Consider the following 16,875-nt stretch of genomic DNA (forward strand, 5'->3'; position numbering starts at 1 on the left):
CTGGTTGGCCTTTTTATCTGTGTTTTCTAATCTTTCAACTTACGCTCATTACACTTGGTTAATCAGATGATCAAAGCTCTCAAACACTTGTGGGCACTTCATCACTCGGCCATGCCCCTGCCCTTGAGTCGTGATTAAAGTCACGCGACTCATTTCATTGGCAGCGCGCTGAGACACATCAAACCGAGTGAACTTGTCTTGCTCGTCATGAACAATGATTGTCTGAGACTCACGCAGTGCCAACTTACCATAAGGATCAACCGACTGAATGGGGTAGTTAAACTGCTCTTCTACTTCCCCCACTACGGCCTCAAACAGCTTCATCGAGTAACCCGAGCGAGCCACACTTCCGAACAGGTTTTCGAGATAATCCAAGACAGGTGCGATCAGCAACAACGGCTTATTTTCCAGTTTGACATGCTTACATTCCAACGCTGAAGCCGTCCCCATACTATGGCCAACTAAACCAGCCACTTCACCCACCGAATCTAAAATCGCTTCTAGGCCGTTCACAAACGCAGGGATATGACCATGTACGCCATCACTGCCACCATGAGCAGGATGGTCGTAAGCCATTGCAGTAAAGCCTTTAGCAGCGATGTGTTCCATTAAAGGAAAGAACTGACTCGCGGTGCCAGACCAACCATGGGTCAACACCCAAACGGGACCACTACCCAAAGAATACGTTTTTAAAACGCCATCACGACCTTTGATTTCACTCTTGATAAGCCCTTGTGGATCCGCATTTTTTTGCTCGGTACGCATCGGGGTAAGCAGCAATTTACGTGCTGTTTTCTTTGCATGGCCCGGCGCTAAAATGTAATGCAGGTTCGTTGTCGCTCCAATCAGGCTGCGCTTGAAGCTGAATTTGTTCGATGTATTAAAATAGATTTTGTCACTCATGACCCTTCCTTGTATCGCCATCTTCACTGGCGGATCGTGCTCGCCCCAAAAATCGAACGACCGTGCTATTTGTTGATATAAAAACGGCGCGACTGCGGCTTATAAAAGTTTACCGCCATTTCCCGCCACTTATCTAAAATGTGTATCCGCCGAATTCAAGCAAAGCTGATACGCTTTGTCGGTTAAACGGCTTAGCGAATTAAACGACTTTCCAACTGGCGACTAAACGTTCGACACCACTCCAAAAATGCGCGTGACTCGCTTGCTGGCCTCGTAGTGAGTAAAACAAGTTCGCACTTAAATAGAGACCATATAGCTCAAAAGTTGCCTGTTTAGGCTCTAAATCGGCTCTAAACTGCTTGTTTTCCACCGCTTTTGCTACCTGAATCGTCAAGTAATCAATCCAAACTGAAATGGTTCTTTGCAGTGCCTTCTGAATCAAAGAGGTTTCACTGCCCGCATCTTTCCATGCATCAATAAACATGCAACTACCTTGGAATGAATGATTCCAGCCTAGCCAATTATCGAGCAGCTGTTTCAATTTCGCTTCAATATCACCATCACCGAGCTCTCTTGCAGGAACAATGACTCTTTCAGTGAATATGGCATTAGAATACTCGAGTACAGAGAGTTGCAGATTCTCTTTTGAGTTGAAGTGCGCAAACAAACCACTCTTAGACATGCAACACTGCTTGGCCAATTCACCAATCGTCAAACTCTCAAGTCCATTTTCACTCGCCAGTGCAAATGCATGGCTCAAAATATACTCTTTGGTTATCTTTCCTTTGCTCATTATTCACCAACAACAAAATGGATGGTTTATTTTTAGCACGTTCGTTCTTTTTTTCAAGCTTTTCCCTTAATCTTTGGTATTCATTTTGTAGGGAAAAGTTTCATTGGAACTATTTCCACCAAGTTGAAACTCTGATGAGATCCGATCAACAACTCTAATCTGGACAATGATTAGTTCACATGGATATACAAAAGGCAAGGTATCAACCTTGCCTTTATATTTACTTATACCAGCCGTCAGCCAGCACTTCAGCCTGTTCTAACACAAGCTTGATTGCCTCTTCTGCCGCATCTGGCGGATACTTCCAGCGGCGCAGCAGTCGGCGTACTAGGTTACGCATACGAGCGCGGACACTTTCTCGCTTCTGCCAGTCAACCGTGGCTGATTTGCGAAGTTGACCTGTTAGCTCAATGGCTAACCCACGCAACGCGTCATCACCAAGTTCACGTACAGACGATTCGTTGGCAACCAATGCGCGATAAAACGCAATTTCATCGACAGAAAGGTTCAGTTTGTCCACCATTTCTGCATCAGAAGCCATCTCTTTCGCCCACTGAATCAGCTCCTCAATCACCTGAGCCGTTTCAATACTGCGATTGTGGTACTTCTGAAGCGTCGTCATGATGCGTTCTGAATACTTCTTCTCCTGCACCACGTCGTTCTTCATTCGTGCTTTCACTTCATCGCGCAGCAGCTTTTCCAGTAGCTCAACGGCAAGGTTTTTCTCTTTCATGTTCTTCACATCTTCTAAGAACTCTTCAGAGAGCAAGCCAATATTCGGCTTATCTAACCCCACCATTTTGAAGATATCATCAACGCCATCCGCGATGATTGCATTATCTAATATCTGCTTTAATGCTGTATTACGTTCTTCATCACTGCGTTTTTTATCAACGGTCGAATACTTGATAAAGGCGGTCTTAATCGCTGAATAAAAAGCAATTTCGTTTTTGTAACCTTGCGTTTCATCCATGGTATTACACAGAGAAAACGCTTTGGTCATCGCCGCTATCACATCCAAGAAGCGACGCTTACCATCACGCTCTTCTTTGCCATTGCCATTAGTGTGCGATAAACCTGATAAATGGTTTACAGCACCCGGCAACAATCGAAGCGCGTTAGTTTCAAACTCTGGTCGATAGTTAAACACGGCACCATCAACAGGCGTTGCAAACATGCCACGCACAATATCAATTTTTTCCATCAATACCGAAAAAGCTTCTGCGGTATCGACGGTGGGTTGCCCTTTCCCTTGGCTATTGGTATAGGTCTTAAGTGCATTTTTCAATTCACTGGCGATACCAATGTAGTCAACGACCAAACCGCCCGGCTTATCCTTGAATACTCGGTTAACACGAGCAATAGCCTGCATCAGGTTATGCCCTTTCATTGGCTTATCGATATACATCGTATGACAACAAGGTGCATCGAATCCTGTAAGCCACATGTCTCGAACGATAACGAGCTGAAGTTCATCGTCAGTATCTTTGTAACGCTTCTCGAACAGTTTTTTAGTTTTCTTGTCGTGAATATGAGGCTGCATTTTCTCTTTGTCAGAGGCAGACCCCGTCATCACAATTTTAATTGCGCCTTTATCCGGATCCGGGTGATGCCATTCCGGCTTTATCGCCACAATCGCATTATAAAGATCCACACAGATCTCACGGCTCATCGCGACAATCATCGCCTTACCGGGGAATGTTTCTGTTCGCGTGGTAAAGTGATTTACCAAATCCTGAGCGACTTGTTGAATGCGCGGTTCGGCACCCACCAGTTTTTCCAGTGTTGCCCATTGTGATTTGATCTTTTCACGGATAGACGTTTCGTCTTCTTCGCCAATCTCATCTTCGATTTGATCGTTAAGCGATTCGATTTCCGTTTGATTGATATCGAGCTTGGCTAAGCGAGATTCATAGTAGATTGGCACCGTGGCACCATCATCGACCGCATCTTGAATATCGTAAACAGAGACATACTCACCAAACACACCACGTGTATCTTTATCATCCATGGCGATAGGCGTACCTGTAAAACCAATGAATGAGGCGTTCGGCAAGGCATCACGCATGTATTTAGAATAACCAAACACATACTTAGAACCTGTTACATTGCCATCCGCATCTTTCACTTCGACTAATCTCGACTTGTTGCCATATTGACTACGGTGCGCTTCATCAGACACCACCACAATATTGGCACGCGTTGACAGAATGGGATGCTCTGTTTCATCGTCTAATAACGCAAACTTTTGAATGGTGGTAAAAATGATCCCACCCGACTGACGATTCAACAACAATTGGCGCAACAAATCTCGCCCATCCGCTTGTTGTGGGATCTGCTTTAGCGTCTCTTGTGCCATACCAAAGGTATTGAAAAGCTGGCCGTCTAAATCATTACGGTCAGTCACAACTACAATCGTTGGGTTGTTCATTGCGGGTTGTTGCAGCAACTTACTGGCGTAGCACACCATAGAAATGCTTTTACCACTACCTTGCGTATGCCAAACCACGCCTGCTTTACCGCTGCCAGCTTTGATCTTATCTAAGCCTTTAGTCGCCTGAACTTGGTATTTACCAACACATTCAGCCACCATGGGTAAATCAACATCTGCCTGTTTTGCTTTTACCGTGGCTTCAACAGCAGCACGTACCGCATGAAACTGGTGATAACCCGCTATTTTCTTAATGATGTTGTCGTTATCAATCTCAAAAAGGATAAAGTAACGAATATAGTCAAGTAACAAGTCCGGCTTGAAGAAACCACGCACCATGGTTTCTAATTGAAACTCAAGCAGTGGCTTATCATCTTCACCTGTTACGGTCTTCCATGGTAGAAAACGCTCTTTATTGGCGGTTAAAGAGCCAACACGCGCTGTCCAACCGTCACTGACTACCAATGCTTCATTAAATACAAACAAGTCAGAGATTTCATCTTTGTATGTTTGGATCTGGTTATACGCATTCCATATATCCGCATGATCATCAGCAGGGTTCTTAAGCTCGATGACAGAGATAGGCAAGCCGTTGATAAACACCACCACATCTGGGCGTCGGTTGCCTTTTTTACCTGTAATCGTGAACTGATTCACCACCAGAAACTCGTTGTTATCTGGATTAGTAAAATCCATCAGCCGAGCATGGGTGTGCTTAGTCTTGGTTTCCCCGTCTTCATACACAGTGTACTCAACAGGCATACCCTCTATCAGATATTTGTGGAAAGCACGGTTGCTTTTAATCAGTACAGGTGTGTCTGGCGTACTTACCGTGTTTACCACCACAACCAAGCTCTCTTGTGGCAGTTCAGGGTTCAACACCTCTAAACGCTCCAGTAAGCGTTGTTTTAACACGACTTGGTGGTAATCATCACGCTCAGGGGAATCGCCATCAGGGGCGATATCGTAACCGTTCTTGTATAGATAGCCTTGGTCTGTAAACCAACCAAGGCAGAGTTGTTCTAATTGATCTTCGGTGATTTTCATAAAAGATCCATTTTGTATGTTTCGTTATGGGAGGTTATTGGGGGACTGATAAAGCAAGTGGCAACCCTATCGCATTGCCACTTGAATAGTTAACCCTTAAACCATTTCTTCGGTTTGCCCTAACTCGATTTCGCCGGAAAGCAATTTAGGAAGAAGTGTATCGCGCAATGCAGCTAAAGAATGATTTTCTCTTTCGTTTGCTCTGATTTTTGACTTCAATGGCTTAACCAAATCATTAAAAATGTTCAAAACTTCTTCAGTAGGAACAAGTATTTGAACAGGAGCCATATTAGCTACTGTCATTTGAGGTTGTGCTGAACCTGACGTGTATTCCTCTAAGTTACAGCCTTTCAAGTATGGCTCTACGTAATTTATGTTGAGGAAACCATTTGACAATTCAATTACTAACGAATTGTTTGTAACGAAGCTGTTCGGCAATGACCTTAAAACCTTACCAGACGCAGCTCCTCGACACGAAACTAGCACTTGCTCTTCCTCATAAAGGTAAGAGCTGTAATAACCAATTACACCATTTCCACCAAATACAGGGTAACCATCATCTAGCAGTTTTGTTTTTGGTAGGTTCTTGCCATATTTTATCTCAGCAACTTCATTTAAGTAGTTAACCGACCACCCCTCAGGAATCAAACCCAACTCAGACTCAACTAGCTTTTCTGGGAATAGCGAGGCAGTAGCGGCATCCATACCTTCTGGTTGTTCACCATTCATCTTGGCTTTGACTGGATCGAAGTCGACAAACCATGACTTGAAGATGGCTTGCGCCATTTCTTCTAGGGTTTGGTTGGTTTGAGAGTTTAAATTGATTTTAGATTCAATATCTTCCAGTACGTTAGTGATTTTCTCTCGCGATATTGTTAACTCAGGGACTACAAAGGAGAAGAAGTCATCTCGACTCAACCCCAAATTTGTAGTGCCAGTTGCATGACTACGGCAATGCTGTCGGTATTGGGGTGATCTTAGTATCCAATAGAAATACTCTTTGGAAATATCCGATTTAAAACAGAGCTTCACCGTGTCTTGAGTCATACGACCAACTTTAACGGTGTCGGGAACTCTCGCTACAGACCCAAGTAAATCGCCTGACTGAGTAACATCTTTCAAAGATACATACATATCACCCGGATAGACGAGTAATTTATCAGCACTTGGACCACCGTAAGTTCTTAGTTTTTCACTTCGAAATCCACCATCACGGGCTATAGAACCTAAACCTAATAAATATGGCCCTTCTTGATCGAGTAATGCGCTTTTATAAGTTGTCCCTCTTTGCAGTTCAACGTAGTCACCAATAGACTTAAAGCTCATAACCCAACCCCGCTAGGTTCTTCTTAATTTCAGCTTCTAGCGTTGCCGATTCTACAAACTGTACACTTAACTTCGAAGTCAGCGTCGCCATCTTTTCACTAAATGGAACACCGTCATCCTCTTCCTCAACTGCACCAACGTAACGTCCCGGAGTCAGCACAAAATCATGCTTTCTGATGTCAGCTAACGTTGCTGATTTACAGAAGCCAGCTTGGTCTTCATAAGCGATACCGTTTACCTCTGCACCTGTTTTCCAAGCATGGTAAAAATCGGCGACTTTCTGAATGTCATCACGGGTAAAGTCACGTAGAACACGGTCTTTCATGTAGCCAAGGTTACGCGCATCAATAAACAGCACTTCGCCTTTACGAGCACGCAGTTTGCGGCCTGCTTTATCGGTGCGAGCGGTTTTGTTCTTGGTTAAGAACCAGATACACGCTGGGATCTGGGTGTTGGTAAACAGTTGACCCGGTAGCGCCACCATGCACTCGATAAGATCGTTCTCGATAAGCGCTTTACGGATCTCACCTTCGTTGTTGGTCGTCGAACTCATCGAACCGTTTGCCAATAGAAGCGCCTGAGAGCCTTCAGGTGCTAAGTGATGAAGCATGTGCTGCATCCACGCAAAGTTGGCGTTACCTGCTGGAGGCTTGCCGTATTTAAAGCGAGGGTCATTATCATCAACACCCGTGTTCCACTCTTTCATATTGAATGGAGGGTTAGCCATGATGAAGTCAGCACGTAAATCTGGATGCTGTACATTGGTGTAGGTACTTGCAGGCTCTTTACCGAAGTCGTAATCAAGACCACGTATCGCCATGTTCATCGCTGCTAGTTGCCACGTTGTATGGTTATATTCCTGACCGTAGATAGAGATCTTCTGCTTTTGCGTGAGCGGGTCGATCTCTTTTTGATTGGCTCTGCGCTCAATGAACTTCTCTGATTGCACAAAAAAGCCGCCAGAACCCATTGCCGGGTCATAGACACGGCCTTCAAACGGTTCAATCATCTCAACGATCAGCGTTACGATAGAGGCTGGGGTATAGAACTGACCACCTTTTTTACCTTCCGCCAGTGCGAACTGACCCAGCATGTATTCGTATACGTGACCAAGTATGTCTTTACTGTTTAGGTCTGCGTGAACAAACGGAATGGTAGCGATCAGGTTGATTAGTTCGTTCAACTTCGCTTGGTCAATCTTCAATGCAGAGTATGACTTGTTCAATACACCTTTCAGTTTCGGGTTGTCACGCTCAATGCCCTCAAGTGCATTATCAATCAGGTGACCAACGGAAGTGATTTTCTTCACCTTACCGTCAACTTGAAGGTCAGCACCACCAATAACCAATGGGCCGTTGTCTTGCAGGAACTGCCAGCGAGATTCGGTTGGTAGCCAGAACACGTTCTTCTCGGTGTAGAAGTCGCGTTGCTCAAGTTCAACTGCAATCTCGGCTGCCAACTCTTCTTCTGAGAAGTCGGCAGGATCTAGGTAGTATTCGTGCTCAGAGTTAGCAAGGTCTGCTTTGATCTCTTCCTGACGCAGCTTAAACGCATCAGAAACGTATTTAACGAAAATTAAGCCCAGCACAGCGTGTTTGTATTGCGCTGCATCTAATGTTGAGCGTAGCTTGTCTGCCGCTGTCCAGAGCTTACTTTCAAGCTCTTTCAGGAATAGTTGTTCTTGTTGGTTCATTCTGGTTTTCTTTGATTCGAAAATATTGCGTGCATTCTACCAGTAAGTAGGCGATTTACCTTGATTTCTGCCTTACTTAATAGTGATTTTTATGAAGTAAGGAGCACATCATGGTGGCTTGGAACAAAGGTAAACGAGTTGGTCAGAAAAAAGCGTTCACATTAGAGGATATTTGGCGGATTCGTATTCGCTTGGAATTGGAAGAACGCTTGTTTGAGTTGGCACTGTTTAATCTTGCCATTGATAGCAAGCTGAGGTCTTGTGACCTGCGTAACCTCAAGGTACAAGATGTCAGTCGCAGTGTGTGATGTCGAGAGCCATCGTGAAACAACAGAAGACCCAGCAAGAGGTACACTTCGAAATCACACCAAAGACACAACAAACGTTGTCACAGTGGATCATTCAAAATGCGTTGGCACCAACGGACTTCCTCTTTCCAAGCCCGCGCCGTGAGGAACAGCCAATTTCATACCATTACTACACTACGCTCGTGAACCGCTGGGTGACCGATATCGGTTTAGACAGAACGCAACACGGCACGCATTCACTACGTCGAACCAAGGCTTCTTTGATCTACGCTAAAACCAAGAATCATAGGGCTATTCAATTACTTCTAGGTCATGCTAAGTTAGAAAGTACGATTGAATACCTTGATGTCGAAATTGAAGATGCGCTAAGGATTTCAGAGAGTTGTGAGACGTGAAGGATATTAGAATTCAGATACAAGTTGCACTCTGCGTTAAGTCACCATTACTACAACTCAAGTTCAATAGGTTCTAAAGCGAGTAATGACTGGTACAAAGCGTTAGATCTCAATCTACGCTCAGAAGAAAACATTCTTAAAATAACCCACAACAGAAAAAAAGGGAAATGGCAGCCTAAGCATCCCCCTGTCAGTCATGATGATGTTATATCACGATTAACGTTGAGATAAGATCAATTTGAGTTAACCGATTATTAAATCAAACCACGGATTGAGCTTAGCCACTAAGGAAAGAGAATGGATACACTTTGGGAACAGTTTGCGTTTTCGGCTTCGGTGACAGGCCCTATCTGTTTAATGCTGTTTCTTGGTGTTATGCTCAAGCGAATTGGCTTAATTAATGACAATTTCATTGATGTCGCATCCAAGGTGGTATTTCAAGTCACCCTACCTGCGATGTTATTTCTCAGCATTGTTCAATCTGACCATGATTTTACCGCGAGTGGTCAACTTATCATTTTTGGCTTAGTCGCTAATCTTGCTTTCTTCGTGTTCACTACGATCAGTACTAAAGTGGCCTTTAAAAAACCGCAAGACCAAGGGGTTATTGTGCAAGGTGGCTTTCGTGCCAATACCGCCATTATTGGACTCGCTTATGTTGCCAATATCTACGGGAACGATGGCGTTGCTCTCGCCGCCCTTTATGTCGCCTCGCTGACGGTTCTCTATAACATTCAGGCCGTTATCGCGCTCACTCCAAAAGGGCAAGAGTCAGGGGGGAAAGCCATTCAAGTGATTGTTAAAACGCTCACTAGAAACCCTCTTATTATCTCGATAGCGATGGGGGTCTTGTTCTACTTACTCTCGATTCCAGTCCCAAAAATGGTGACCGATGCAGGGCGGTATTTCGCCAATATGACGTTACCGTTGGCTCTGTTATGTACCGGAGGTTCGCTTGATATACGTTCTCTGAAAAAAGACAAGGGCTCAACCTGGTTCTCTGCGGGATACAAGCTGGTTTTGGCTCCGCTAATGATCACTTCAGCGGCGCTATTTTTCGGTTTTAGAGGGTTAAATCTTGGTCTTATTTTCTTGATGAGCGCTGCACCAACTGCCGCCGCAAGCTATGTGATGGCACGTGCGATGGGCGGAAATTCAACACTGGCAGCCAATATTATCGCACTGACTACTGTTGTTTCACTTATCACTTGTACGCTTGGTATATTCACACTAACCGCAATGGATTTAATATAGCTGAGACGAGCGTCAAAAAAATCAATATAAGCCTTATATCCAAGGCCTCCACCTTTGATTTAAAGCTAACAGCTTCCACATAAAGACTGCTAGATTCTACGAAATTTTTTCTTAGAGATCTGATATGTCTACCGTTCAATATACGCCTTCACAACGCATCGCCAGTATCGAGCTGGGTCGAGTGATTGCTATCTTAGCGATCATTGGTTTACACGGCCAAATGGCACTTACTTATTGGCAAATCAATGACGTTCCATGGGTTGGCTATGTGCTCAACCAATCCGCTCGTTTCGCCGTACCTTTGTTCTTCCTTATTTCCGGCTATCTGATTCAACCTAAGCTTACCGCCTCGCCTTGGACAACAGTGATCAACTATTCCAAACCACTGCTGAAAGTCTGGTTGGCATGGAGCATCATTTGTTTAGTCATGCCTTTCAACCTCGCGAAGGTAGAAGAATTTGGCTATCTAGCCGAACGTGAAGGCTATTGGGGCTTCTTAATGAATACCCCTCTCAACTCTTTTTTAGAGGGCGGATTGGTGCACTTATGGTTCATTCCTGCTCTAGTGTGCGCCGTTTTAATCATCGCCTTAATGGTTGAGATGAAACTCGATAAACGACTATTGCCTGTGGCAATTTTACTTTACGTATACGGAGTGTTGGCAGGCAGTTACACAAGTTTAACCGACCTCAGTGCTCCTTTCTTTACTCGCAATGGCCCGTTCTTTAGCACGTTAATGGTGAGTTTAGGTTTTATCATTCGTCAGCATCAATGGAAAATATCATCCGCTAAGGCATTGGGGTTATTCGCGTTAGGCATGGTGATTCATTTTGCTGAGGCAGCATGGTTAACCCAGTTTGATATCGCCTTTAATACTCACGATTTCTTGTTTGGTACGGCTTTGTGGGGCGTGGGGGTGTTCATGTGGCTTTTAGCTAATCCAAACCTCGGTGACTACGCTTGGGTTCGTGCCATTTCAAACCGTATGTTGGGTATCTACGTAAGCCATCTGTTGATCATTATCATGTTGTTCAATGTCTGCCGAATACTGGGGATCACAGAAATGGCAAAAGACGTCACCGTATTCTTTGCAACATTTGTACTAAGCTTAATGTTAGTGACCGTTATTGAAAGGACACCACTAAAACCGTGGCTGTTGCGTTAACTCAATAACAACATTAATACCGAATTGAGCGAAACTAATGCGTCCACAAAGTCAGATAGAAAGGCATAAACTCCCGCTCGATGTTCGCATATAGCATCAAAGAGGTTACAACTTGATTGTAACCTTTTCTTTTTCAGGACGAAGAATGAAAATCAACCAACCAACAACCGCTGTTATTTTCTTCGCTTTGTTGATTAGCCCCTTTGCATTTTCAAGCAGTGAGTTACCTTGGGTATTTGTAAAAAGCGAAGCGGGTATCATCATTCACAAAAGGGCGCATCGTGCAGGCTTGGTTGAGATACGAGCGCAAATGCAAACCCCCACCACTTATTCCGGTTTTTTGTCGCTATTGGAAGACAGTCAGAACGTACCGAATTGGGTTGATAATGTGTCGGAAAGTCGAGTTTTGAGGCAAATTTCAGCAACGGAAAATATCGTTTATACCCAATTCAAAGCACCTTGGCCTGCCAGAGACCGAGATATGGTGGCCTACTCTAAATACACAATTGACAATGATCAGTTTATTTTGTCGATTAAAGATGCATCGACTTATTTGCCCAAAGAGCCCGGGTATATTCGAATTTACAATGTAAAAGCTTTATGGACACTTCAGCCACTCAACAATAGTAATACCTACATCACCTATACCGCGTACGCCAACGCGGGCGGTATTCTGCCCAATTGGTTAATGAACAAATTATCCATTAGCAGCGCATTGAACACATTTAAAGGGTTAAGAGAGCAGTTACCCAAATACCAAAGCCAACAACACCCAAACCTACCAAGCGAGTGAGCGAATTCGGATGCAGATACAAACTAAGCCACAAAAGCATGCATTATGCTTGTTAGGTTTTACGTGTCAAAAATCATCAACAACAGCCATAATAAATAAACCCCGCTTGATGGTCGCCAAACGGGGTTTTCTTTTTATGACGTGTGAAATCAAGCAGGATTCACGTTACAAAATCATGCTCATCAAGAACATCGCGCCAAAGGCATTCAACACTGAAATCGCGATCATCACTGGGATATAACGACCTTCAGTCCCAATTGGGCCCATAATACGCCCCATGTATTGCACTTGTGAGCCCATCAAGTAAATAGCAGGCGCCAAGATAGCGATATGAGTTCCGTTCAGGATACCTTGATCAAACAGCGTGATAACCACACCGACCGCTCCCCCCATCGACATCCAAGCGCCAATCAATACGGCAGCCGCTTCACCGGGTAAGCCAAATACAGCCATGATAGGCGCAAACACGCTACCCATCAGATCCAACGCTCCGGTAATTTGCAACGCTTTGATGATCACAAACGCCATTAAAACATTAGGCACAGTCGAAGTGGTCGCAATTACCCAGCCTTTCTTAGCACCTTCCACGAAAATATCAGTAACCATTGGTTTTTTTGCTTTCACTTCGCTCATAATGCCACTTCCTCTTCCAATTTTTGTTTTTGTTCTTTTTCTGATTTTGGTTTGTCTTCTTTGCCTTCAGTAATATTGAGGTAGATACGGAACAGGTTCGCACCGACAAATTTGAAAACAAACATCACAGCAACCGCTAAACCAATAGACGATGTTACCGCAAGAGATCCATCCATCGCCGTGAGAGTAAACAACACCGCGCCCGATGAAAAAAAGTTAACGATCGCCGCACCAGCTGTGAACTGAAACATAGTAAAAACGTCGGTTTCACGCTTAGTAAGATGTCCCTCATCTTTCAACTGCCGAGTCATTGCGGCACCAGCGTCAGTACTTTGTAGAGAGGCAATAAGAGCCAAACCAGAATTACCAGGAATCCCCATTAAAGGACGAAGCATAGGAGTAAGCAATCTGCGCGCGGCATCAAGAGCACCATAATGCTCAAGTACGTTGATCATACCAAGTGCAAACATTACGGTCGGAATCAATGTCAAAGCAAAAATAAAGCCGTCACGAGCTCCATTACCACCTTGGCCACGCAATGACGTTGTTGCTGCTTGAATACCATCAGCCGTTTCAGTGACATCGTAAGCAACTTTGCCAAATGAACCATTGAGCGTCGTAAAATCGAACACTCCATACCATTCATTTGACTGCATTAAGCCCGAAAAAAACACAATCGCAAAAGCGAGTGCAATGTAACTCCCGACCGTGACTTTACGATCGGTATTGGTTGGATTAGTCATAATGGCCTCTATACATCTGGTTTATGTGGAACAGAACACGTAATCAATAATGCAAACTAATTACTCGAAAGTGTGTGACTAAAATCAAATAGTTCCGCGGTTTAAACGAAAGAGACAATGGAATATTTAAAACTGTGACGTGGATTTAAATGCAGGAGAACATACTGTTTGAAGCCAAATAAATAACATACAGCACTAAATATAAACCACTTTAATAGCATAAAAAAAAGCAGAAAAATCAATGATGATTGCTCCATGTTTTTTATCATTTGAGCAACAGTAACCAACCGGAAATTTATAGTTTTTTCACCATAATCTATTGAATAAACAGACATCTATCACGCCCTACCTGGTTATTTAGGTCTACGCTTTTATGCGTGTTAATAACTCATTAACTTCGGAGCGCAAACCATGGTAGGTATCCAGCTTTCTGCTGTTCTCTCATTATTATTCTTTTCGACAGCCGCAAGTGCTGCCACATCACCGCTAGGAGAACCTCTCAAGCTCACCAGCTCGTTTGCTGGCTATCTTTCTCTGACCATTTTCGTCATTGCTTATATCGTGGTGATGATGGAAGAGTACCTAAAGCTCCGAAAATCTAAGCCCGTTTTACTTGCGGCAGGTCTCATCTGGATCATCATTGGTTTTACCTACCAAGAGCACGATCTTGTTGAGGTGGCTAAACAGGCTCTCGAGCACAACCTACTGGAATACGCCGAGTTGTTACTTTTCCTACTCGTGGCGATGACTTACATCAGTGCCATGGAAGAGAGAAGGTTATTTGATGCCCTACAAGCGTGGATGGTGGGCAAGGGCTTCAATTTCCGATCATTGTTCTGGATAACCGGTATTCTGGCCTTTTTTATTTCGCCGATTGCCGATAACCTCACCACCGCGCTATTAATGTGTGCCGTGGTTCTCAAGGTCGCAGGATCGAATCCCAAATTCGTTAACCTCGCCTGCGTAAATATCGTCATTGCAGCCAACGCTGGCGGCGCTTTTAGCCCCTTTGGCGACATTACAACGCTCATGGTGTGGCAGGCTGGTTATGTGAGTTTTAGTGAGTTCATTCCTCTGTTTATTCCTTCCGTGGTGAACTATCTCGTTCCCGCACTGATCATGTCTTATTTTGTACCCACGACTCAGCCCGATACGGTTCATCAACACGTTGAATTAAAACGTGGCGCAAGACGCATTGTATTCTTGTTCATCATGACAATAGCGACCGCCGTTGCTTTCCATGCAGTACTTCATTTCCCTCCTGTGATGGGGATGATGATGGGACTGGCCTATCTGCAATTCTTTGGCTTTTACTTACGTAAGACCTTACCTAATTCACTCGCGAAGAAAAAAGCGGTGGCGATTGCCAACAACGATGAAGGGGCATTGAAGCGACTCGGGTCAGTTGTGCCCTTTGATGTATTTCGAAGAGTATCGCATGCCGAATGGGACACACTGCTGTTCTTCTACGGGGTTGTAATGTGTGTCGGTGGTTTAAGTTTACTGGGCTATTTGGAACTCGCTTCAGGCATAATGTACAGCCAATGGAATCCCATTTGGGCCAACATCATGGTGGGGATCTTGTCTGCGATTGTCGATAACATTCCGGTGATGTTTGCGGTGTTATCCATGGAGCCACAAATGTCGATGGGTAACTGGCTACTTATTACCTTAACCGCAGGCGTTGGCGGCAGCTTACTGTCTGTAGGCAGTGCTGCAGGTGTGGCACTAATGGGGGCAGCACACGGCAAATATACCTTCTTTGGTCACTTAAAATGGATGCCAGTGATCATGATAGGTTACGCCATCAGCATCGCTGATCATCTATGGCTTAATGGTCGCCTTTTCTAGTGATATGAAGGCTCAAAAACTTGATACCCTTGTCCAGTCAAATTACTGGACATCGGCTTTGGATGCGTGAGTCACACCTTTAACGCAACGCTTTCCGATGCTAGCCGTTGCGTTATTCGGAGCGAAGAACAGATAAATCAAAAAAAAAGTTTAAATTTCGTTCAATTCGACTAAGTTTACTTTAGAGAAAGGATTCTACTCACAACGTCAACGATAGGTACTGAGCACACAAAGATGCTAAGACCTATTGAATAATAAGGAAAAAGGCTATGGATCTTCACACGTGTCGAATTGTGTTATCAAACCAACAAGTTCTCATCTGTCAATCGGTCGAACAATCTCTCAACCTACTTGAGGAACAAGCTGACAAAGGGATTGCCAAGATTGAAATTGATGCCACTGATGGGCATCAAATCCATTCGTACCTGTCTCACTCTCTTGAAGAGTCAATCGAAAACTTGATGAACCTCTAACCTCTAACCTCTAACCTCTAACCTCTTCGCGAGGTGACCGATACTAGGCTAACACTGATTTGAAAATAAAATGGCTCCCAAAGGAGCCATTTTATTCAATCAACAAAACGTATTGATGGCAACGAAAGCCATTATTCCGGTGTTTGTTCTGCCGCTTGTTGCAGCGTATACGCTGTTGATGGGTCAATCTCATTCACGAGTTTTTCAACCTGTATAATCGCCTCAACTGAAGTACTGCTTTTACGGTAGCTCAAGTAAATTGGCCGATACCAGTCTTCGATCCCTTTCACTTTGTGTAACTGACCCGAAGCAATAAAAGGTTCCACTAGCGATACCGGTAAGTAAGCGCTCCCCCCTTTCTCCAAGATAAAGTCTAAAGCGATACGAGCCGTTGAGGTGCGTAAATACGGAGCAGGCACTTTGGGGTGACGCTCAGCGTGTTCAGAGCCAAAACGCGTTCCCCAGTCTACATAGACATATTTATGTTGGAATACCGACTCCAGATCATCTTGCTGCGTTGATACCAACACCAAAACCAAATCAGCCACTTTTTTACAATTCAACTCTTCCGCTTTGATCTGATCGAAAGCGAAAGCCATATCTAAGGTTCTTTCTAACAAGTGACGATTGAGTTGCTCTCGGCCCATCACCTCGGCCATAAAGCCATATCCCCCCAGAGAATCGGTCACTACACTCAAACAATTTTGCAGATACGCATCCCAAATATTCGGAGTACCACCCAGCGTTAACTGCAAGGCTTTACCACTCTCTAACGACAGTTCAAATTTGGCTTGTTGTAAAGTAGAAACCATCACTTCAGCATAACCTATCAAACGCTCACCTGAAGAGGTGAGTTTGATATTATTACGGTCACGAATGAAGAGCTGAGTATCAAAATAGCCTTCTAACTGTTTGATACGCGCACTCACCGCCGCCTGTGTTAAATACAAATTTTCCGCTGCACGCCCAAAATGGCGCACCCTTGCAACCTCAAGAAAGGTTCTGAATACTTTTACATCCATCAAATACATCTCTGTAATAAATCTGCCAACTAGCCGATCTAGGAT

At 44.2% G+C, this 16,875-nt stretch carries 13 protein-coding genes and 1 pseudogene; 6 read left to right on the forward strand and 8 right to left on the reverse strand.

The features are described from left to right. Positions 1 to 48 precede the first annotated feature (48 nt). From L4B77_RS09615 to L4B77_RS09635, 5 genes are all read right to left on the reverse strand, one after another. Positions 49 to 903, reverse strand: coding sequence for an alpha/beta hydrolase (locus L4B77_RS09615; protein WP_372040411.1), 855 nt, complete (start codon positions 901 to 903; stop codon positions 49 to 51). 199 nt (positions 904 to 1,102) lie between these two features. Next, positions 1,103 to 1,696, reverse strand: coding sequence for a TetR/AcrR family transcriptional regulator (locus L4B77_RS09620; RefSeq protein WP_429750084.1), 594 nt, complete (start codon positions 1,694 to 1,696; stop codon positions 1,103 to 1,105). 220 nt (positions 1,697 to 1,916) lie between these two features. After that, entirely contained in the window at positions 1,917 to 5,174 is a 3,258-nt protein-coding gene (locus tag L4B77_RS09625; RefSeq protein WP_429750086.1) for a type I restriction endonuclease subunit R, read from the reverse strand. Positions 5,175 to 5,270: 96 nt separating this feature from the next. Then, on the reverse strand, positions 5,271 to 6,500 hold the full coding sequence (locus L4B77_RS09630) for a restriction endonuclease subunit S (RefSeq protein WP_429750088.1): 1,230 nt from the start codon (positions 6,498 to 6,500) through the stop codon (positions 5,271 to 5,273). Beyond that, on the reverse strand, positions 6,490 to 8,193 hold the full coding sequence (locus tag L4B77_RS09635; protein WP_429750090.1) for a class I SAM-dependent DNA methyltransferase: 1,704 nt from the start codon (positions 8,191 to 8,193) through the stop codon (positions 6,490 to 6,492). The genes L4B77_RS09630 and L4B77_RS09635 overlap by 11 nt, the downstream gene beginning before the upstream one ends. Before the next feature lie 110 nt (positions 8,194 to 8,303). On the opposite strand from L4B77_RS09635, the pseudogene L4B77_RS09640 reads away from it, so the two are divergent. The 4 genes and pseudogenes from L4B77_RS09640 (at position 8,304) to L4B77_RS09655 (ending at position 12,108) form a co-directional block, all read left to right on the forward strand. Further along, positions 8,304 to 8,896, forward strand: a pseudogene (locus tag L4B77_RS09640) (tyrosine-type recombinase/integrase). Between the two features lie 297 nt (positions 8,897 to 9,193). Next, a complete protein-coding gene (locus tag L4B77_RS09645; RefSeq protein WP_372040409.1) occupies positions 9,194 to 10,150 on the forward strand; it encodes an AEC family transporter in 957 nt (318 codons plus the stop codon). Between the two features lie 124 nt (positions 10,151 to 10,274). Further along, complete coding sequence (locus L4B77_RS09650) at positions 10,275 to 11,315, forward strand: acyltransferase (protein WP_429750093.1); 1,041 nt, start codon at positions 10,275 to 10,277, stop codon at positions 11,313 to 11,315. Between the two features lie 145 nt (positions 11,316 to 11,460). After that, a complete protein-coding gene (locus L4B77_RS09655) occupies positions 11,461 to 12,108 on the forward strand; it encodes an START domain-containing protein (RefSeq protein ID WP_429750095.1) in 648 nt (215 codons plus the stop codon). A gap of 165 nt (positions 12,109 to 12,273) precedes the next feature. Here L4B77_RS09655 and L4B77_RS09660 read toward each other — a convergent pair whose 3' ends face one another. Together L4B77_RS09660 and L4B77_RS09665 are read right to left on the reverse strand one after the other, a co-directional pair. After that, on the reverse strand, positions 12,274 to 12,741 hold the full coding sequence (locus tag L4B77_RS09660; protein ID WP_261840407.1) for a YjiG family protein: 468 nt from the start codon (positions 12,739 to 12,741) through the stop codon (positions 12,274 to 12,276). Next, positions 12,738 to 13,484, reverse strand: a complete 747-nt coding sequence (locus tag L4B77_RS09665; protein ID WP_429750097.1) for a nucleoside recognition domain-containing protein — start codon at positions 13,482 to 13,484, stop codon at positions 12,738 to 12,740. Before L4B77_RS09665 ends, L4B77_RS09660 begins: the two co-directional genes overlap by 4 nt. A 411-nt stretch (positions 13,485 to 13,895) precedes the next feature. Here L4B77_RS09665 and nhaD point away from each other — a divergent pair, with 411 nt between their 5' ends. Continuing rightward, positions 13,896 to 15,335, forward strand: a complete 1,440-nt coding sequence (nhaD, locus tag L4B77_RS09670; RefSeq protein WP_429750099.1) for a sodium:proton antiporter NhaD — start codon at positions 13,896 to 13,898, stop codon at positions 15,333 to 15,335. A gap of 269 nt (positions 15,336 to 15,604) precedes the next feature. After that, positions 15,605 to 15,808 (forward strand): hypothetical protein, encoded by a 204-nt coding sequence (locus tag L4B77_RS09675; RefSeq protein WP_261840410.1) that lies wholly within the window; start codon positions 15,605 to 15,607, stop codon positions 15,806 to 15,808. A gap of 131 nt (positions 15,809 to 15,939) precedes the next feature. Here the strand turns inward: L4B77_RS09675 and L4B77_RS09680 are convergent, their stop codons facing one another. Then, positions 15,940 to 16,830 carry a LysR family transcriptional regulator gene (locus tag L4B77_RS09680; protein ID WP_429750104.1) on the reverse strand — a complete coding sequence of 297 codons (891 nt, stop codon included), beginning with the start codon at positions 16,828 to 16,830 and terminating at the stop codon, positions 15,940 to 15,942. Between the last annotated feature and the right edge of the window lie 45 nt (positions 16,831 to 16,875).

Origin of the sequence: Vibrio minamisatsumaniensis (assembly GCF_050337445.1) — a bacterium.
Lineage (GTDB): Bacteria > Pseudomonadota > Gammaproteobacteria > Enterobacterales > Vibrionaceae > Vibrio > Vibrio artabrorum.

Excerpts from the sequence above, each read along its gene's own strand:
- L4B77_RS09615 (WP_372040411.1), bottom strand. The coding sequence starts at position 903 with ATGAGTGACAAAATCTATTTTAATACATCGAACAAATTCAGCTTCAAG.
- L4B77_RS09620 (WP_429750084.1), bottom strand. The coding sequence starts at position 1,696 with ATGAGCAAAGGAAAGATAACCAAAGAGTATATTTTGAGCCATGCATTT.
- L4B77_RS09625 (WP_429750086.1), bottom strand. The coding sequence starts at position 5,174 with ATGAAAATCACCGAAGATCAATTAGAACAACTCTGCCTTGGTTGGTTT.
- L4B77_RS09630 (WP_429750088.1), bottom strand. The coding sequence starts at position 6,500 with ATGAGCTTTAAGTCTATTGGTGACTACGTTGAACTGCAAAGAGGGACA.
- L4B77_RS09635 (WP_429750090.1), bottom strand. The coding sequence starts at position 8,193 with ATGAACCAACAAGAACAACTATTCCTGAAAGAGCTTGAAAGTAAGCTC.
- L4B77_RS09645 (WP_372040409.1), top strand. The coding sequence starts at position 9,194 with ATGGATACACTTTGGGAACAGTTTGCGTTTTCGGCTTCGGTGACAGGC.
- L4B77_RS09650 (WP_429750093.1), top strand. The coding sequence starts at position 10,275 with ATGTCTACCGTTCAATATACGCCTTCACAACGCATCGCCAGTATCGAG.
- L4B77_RS09655 (WP_429750095.1), top strand. The coding sequence starts at position 11,461 with ATGAAAATCAACCAACCAACAACCGCTGTTATTTTCTTCGCTTTGTTG.
- L4B77_RS09660 (WP_261840407.1), bottom strand. The coding sequence starts at position 12,741 with ATGAGCGAAGTGAAAGCAAAAAAACCAATGGTTACTGATATTTTCGTG.
- L4B77_RS09665 (WP_429750097.1), bottom strand. The coding sequence starts at position 13,484 with ATGACTAATCCAACCAATACCGATCGTAAAGTCACGGTCGGGAGTTAC.
- nhaD (WP_429750099.1), top strand. The coding sequence starts at position 13,896 with ATGGTAGGTATCCAGCTTTCTGCTGTTCTCTCATTATTATTCTTTTCG.
- L4B77_RS09675 (WP_261840410.1), top strand. The coding sequence starts at position 15,605 with ATGGATCTTCACACGTGTCGAATTGTGTTATCAAACCAACAAGTTCTC.
- L4B77_RS09680 (WP_429750104.1), bottom strand. The coding sequence starts at position 16,830 with ATGGATGTAAAAGTATTCAGAACCTTTCTTGAGGTTGCAAGGGTGCGC.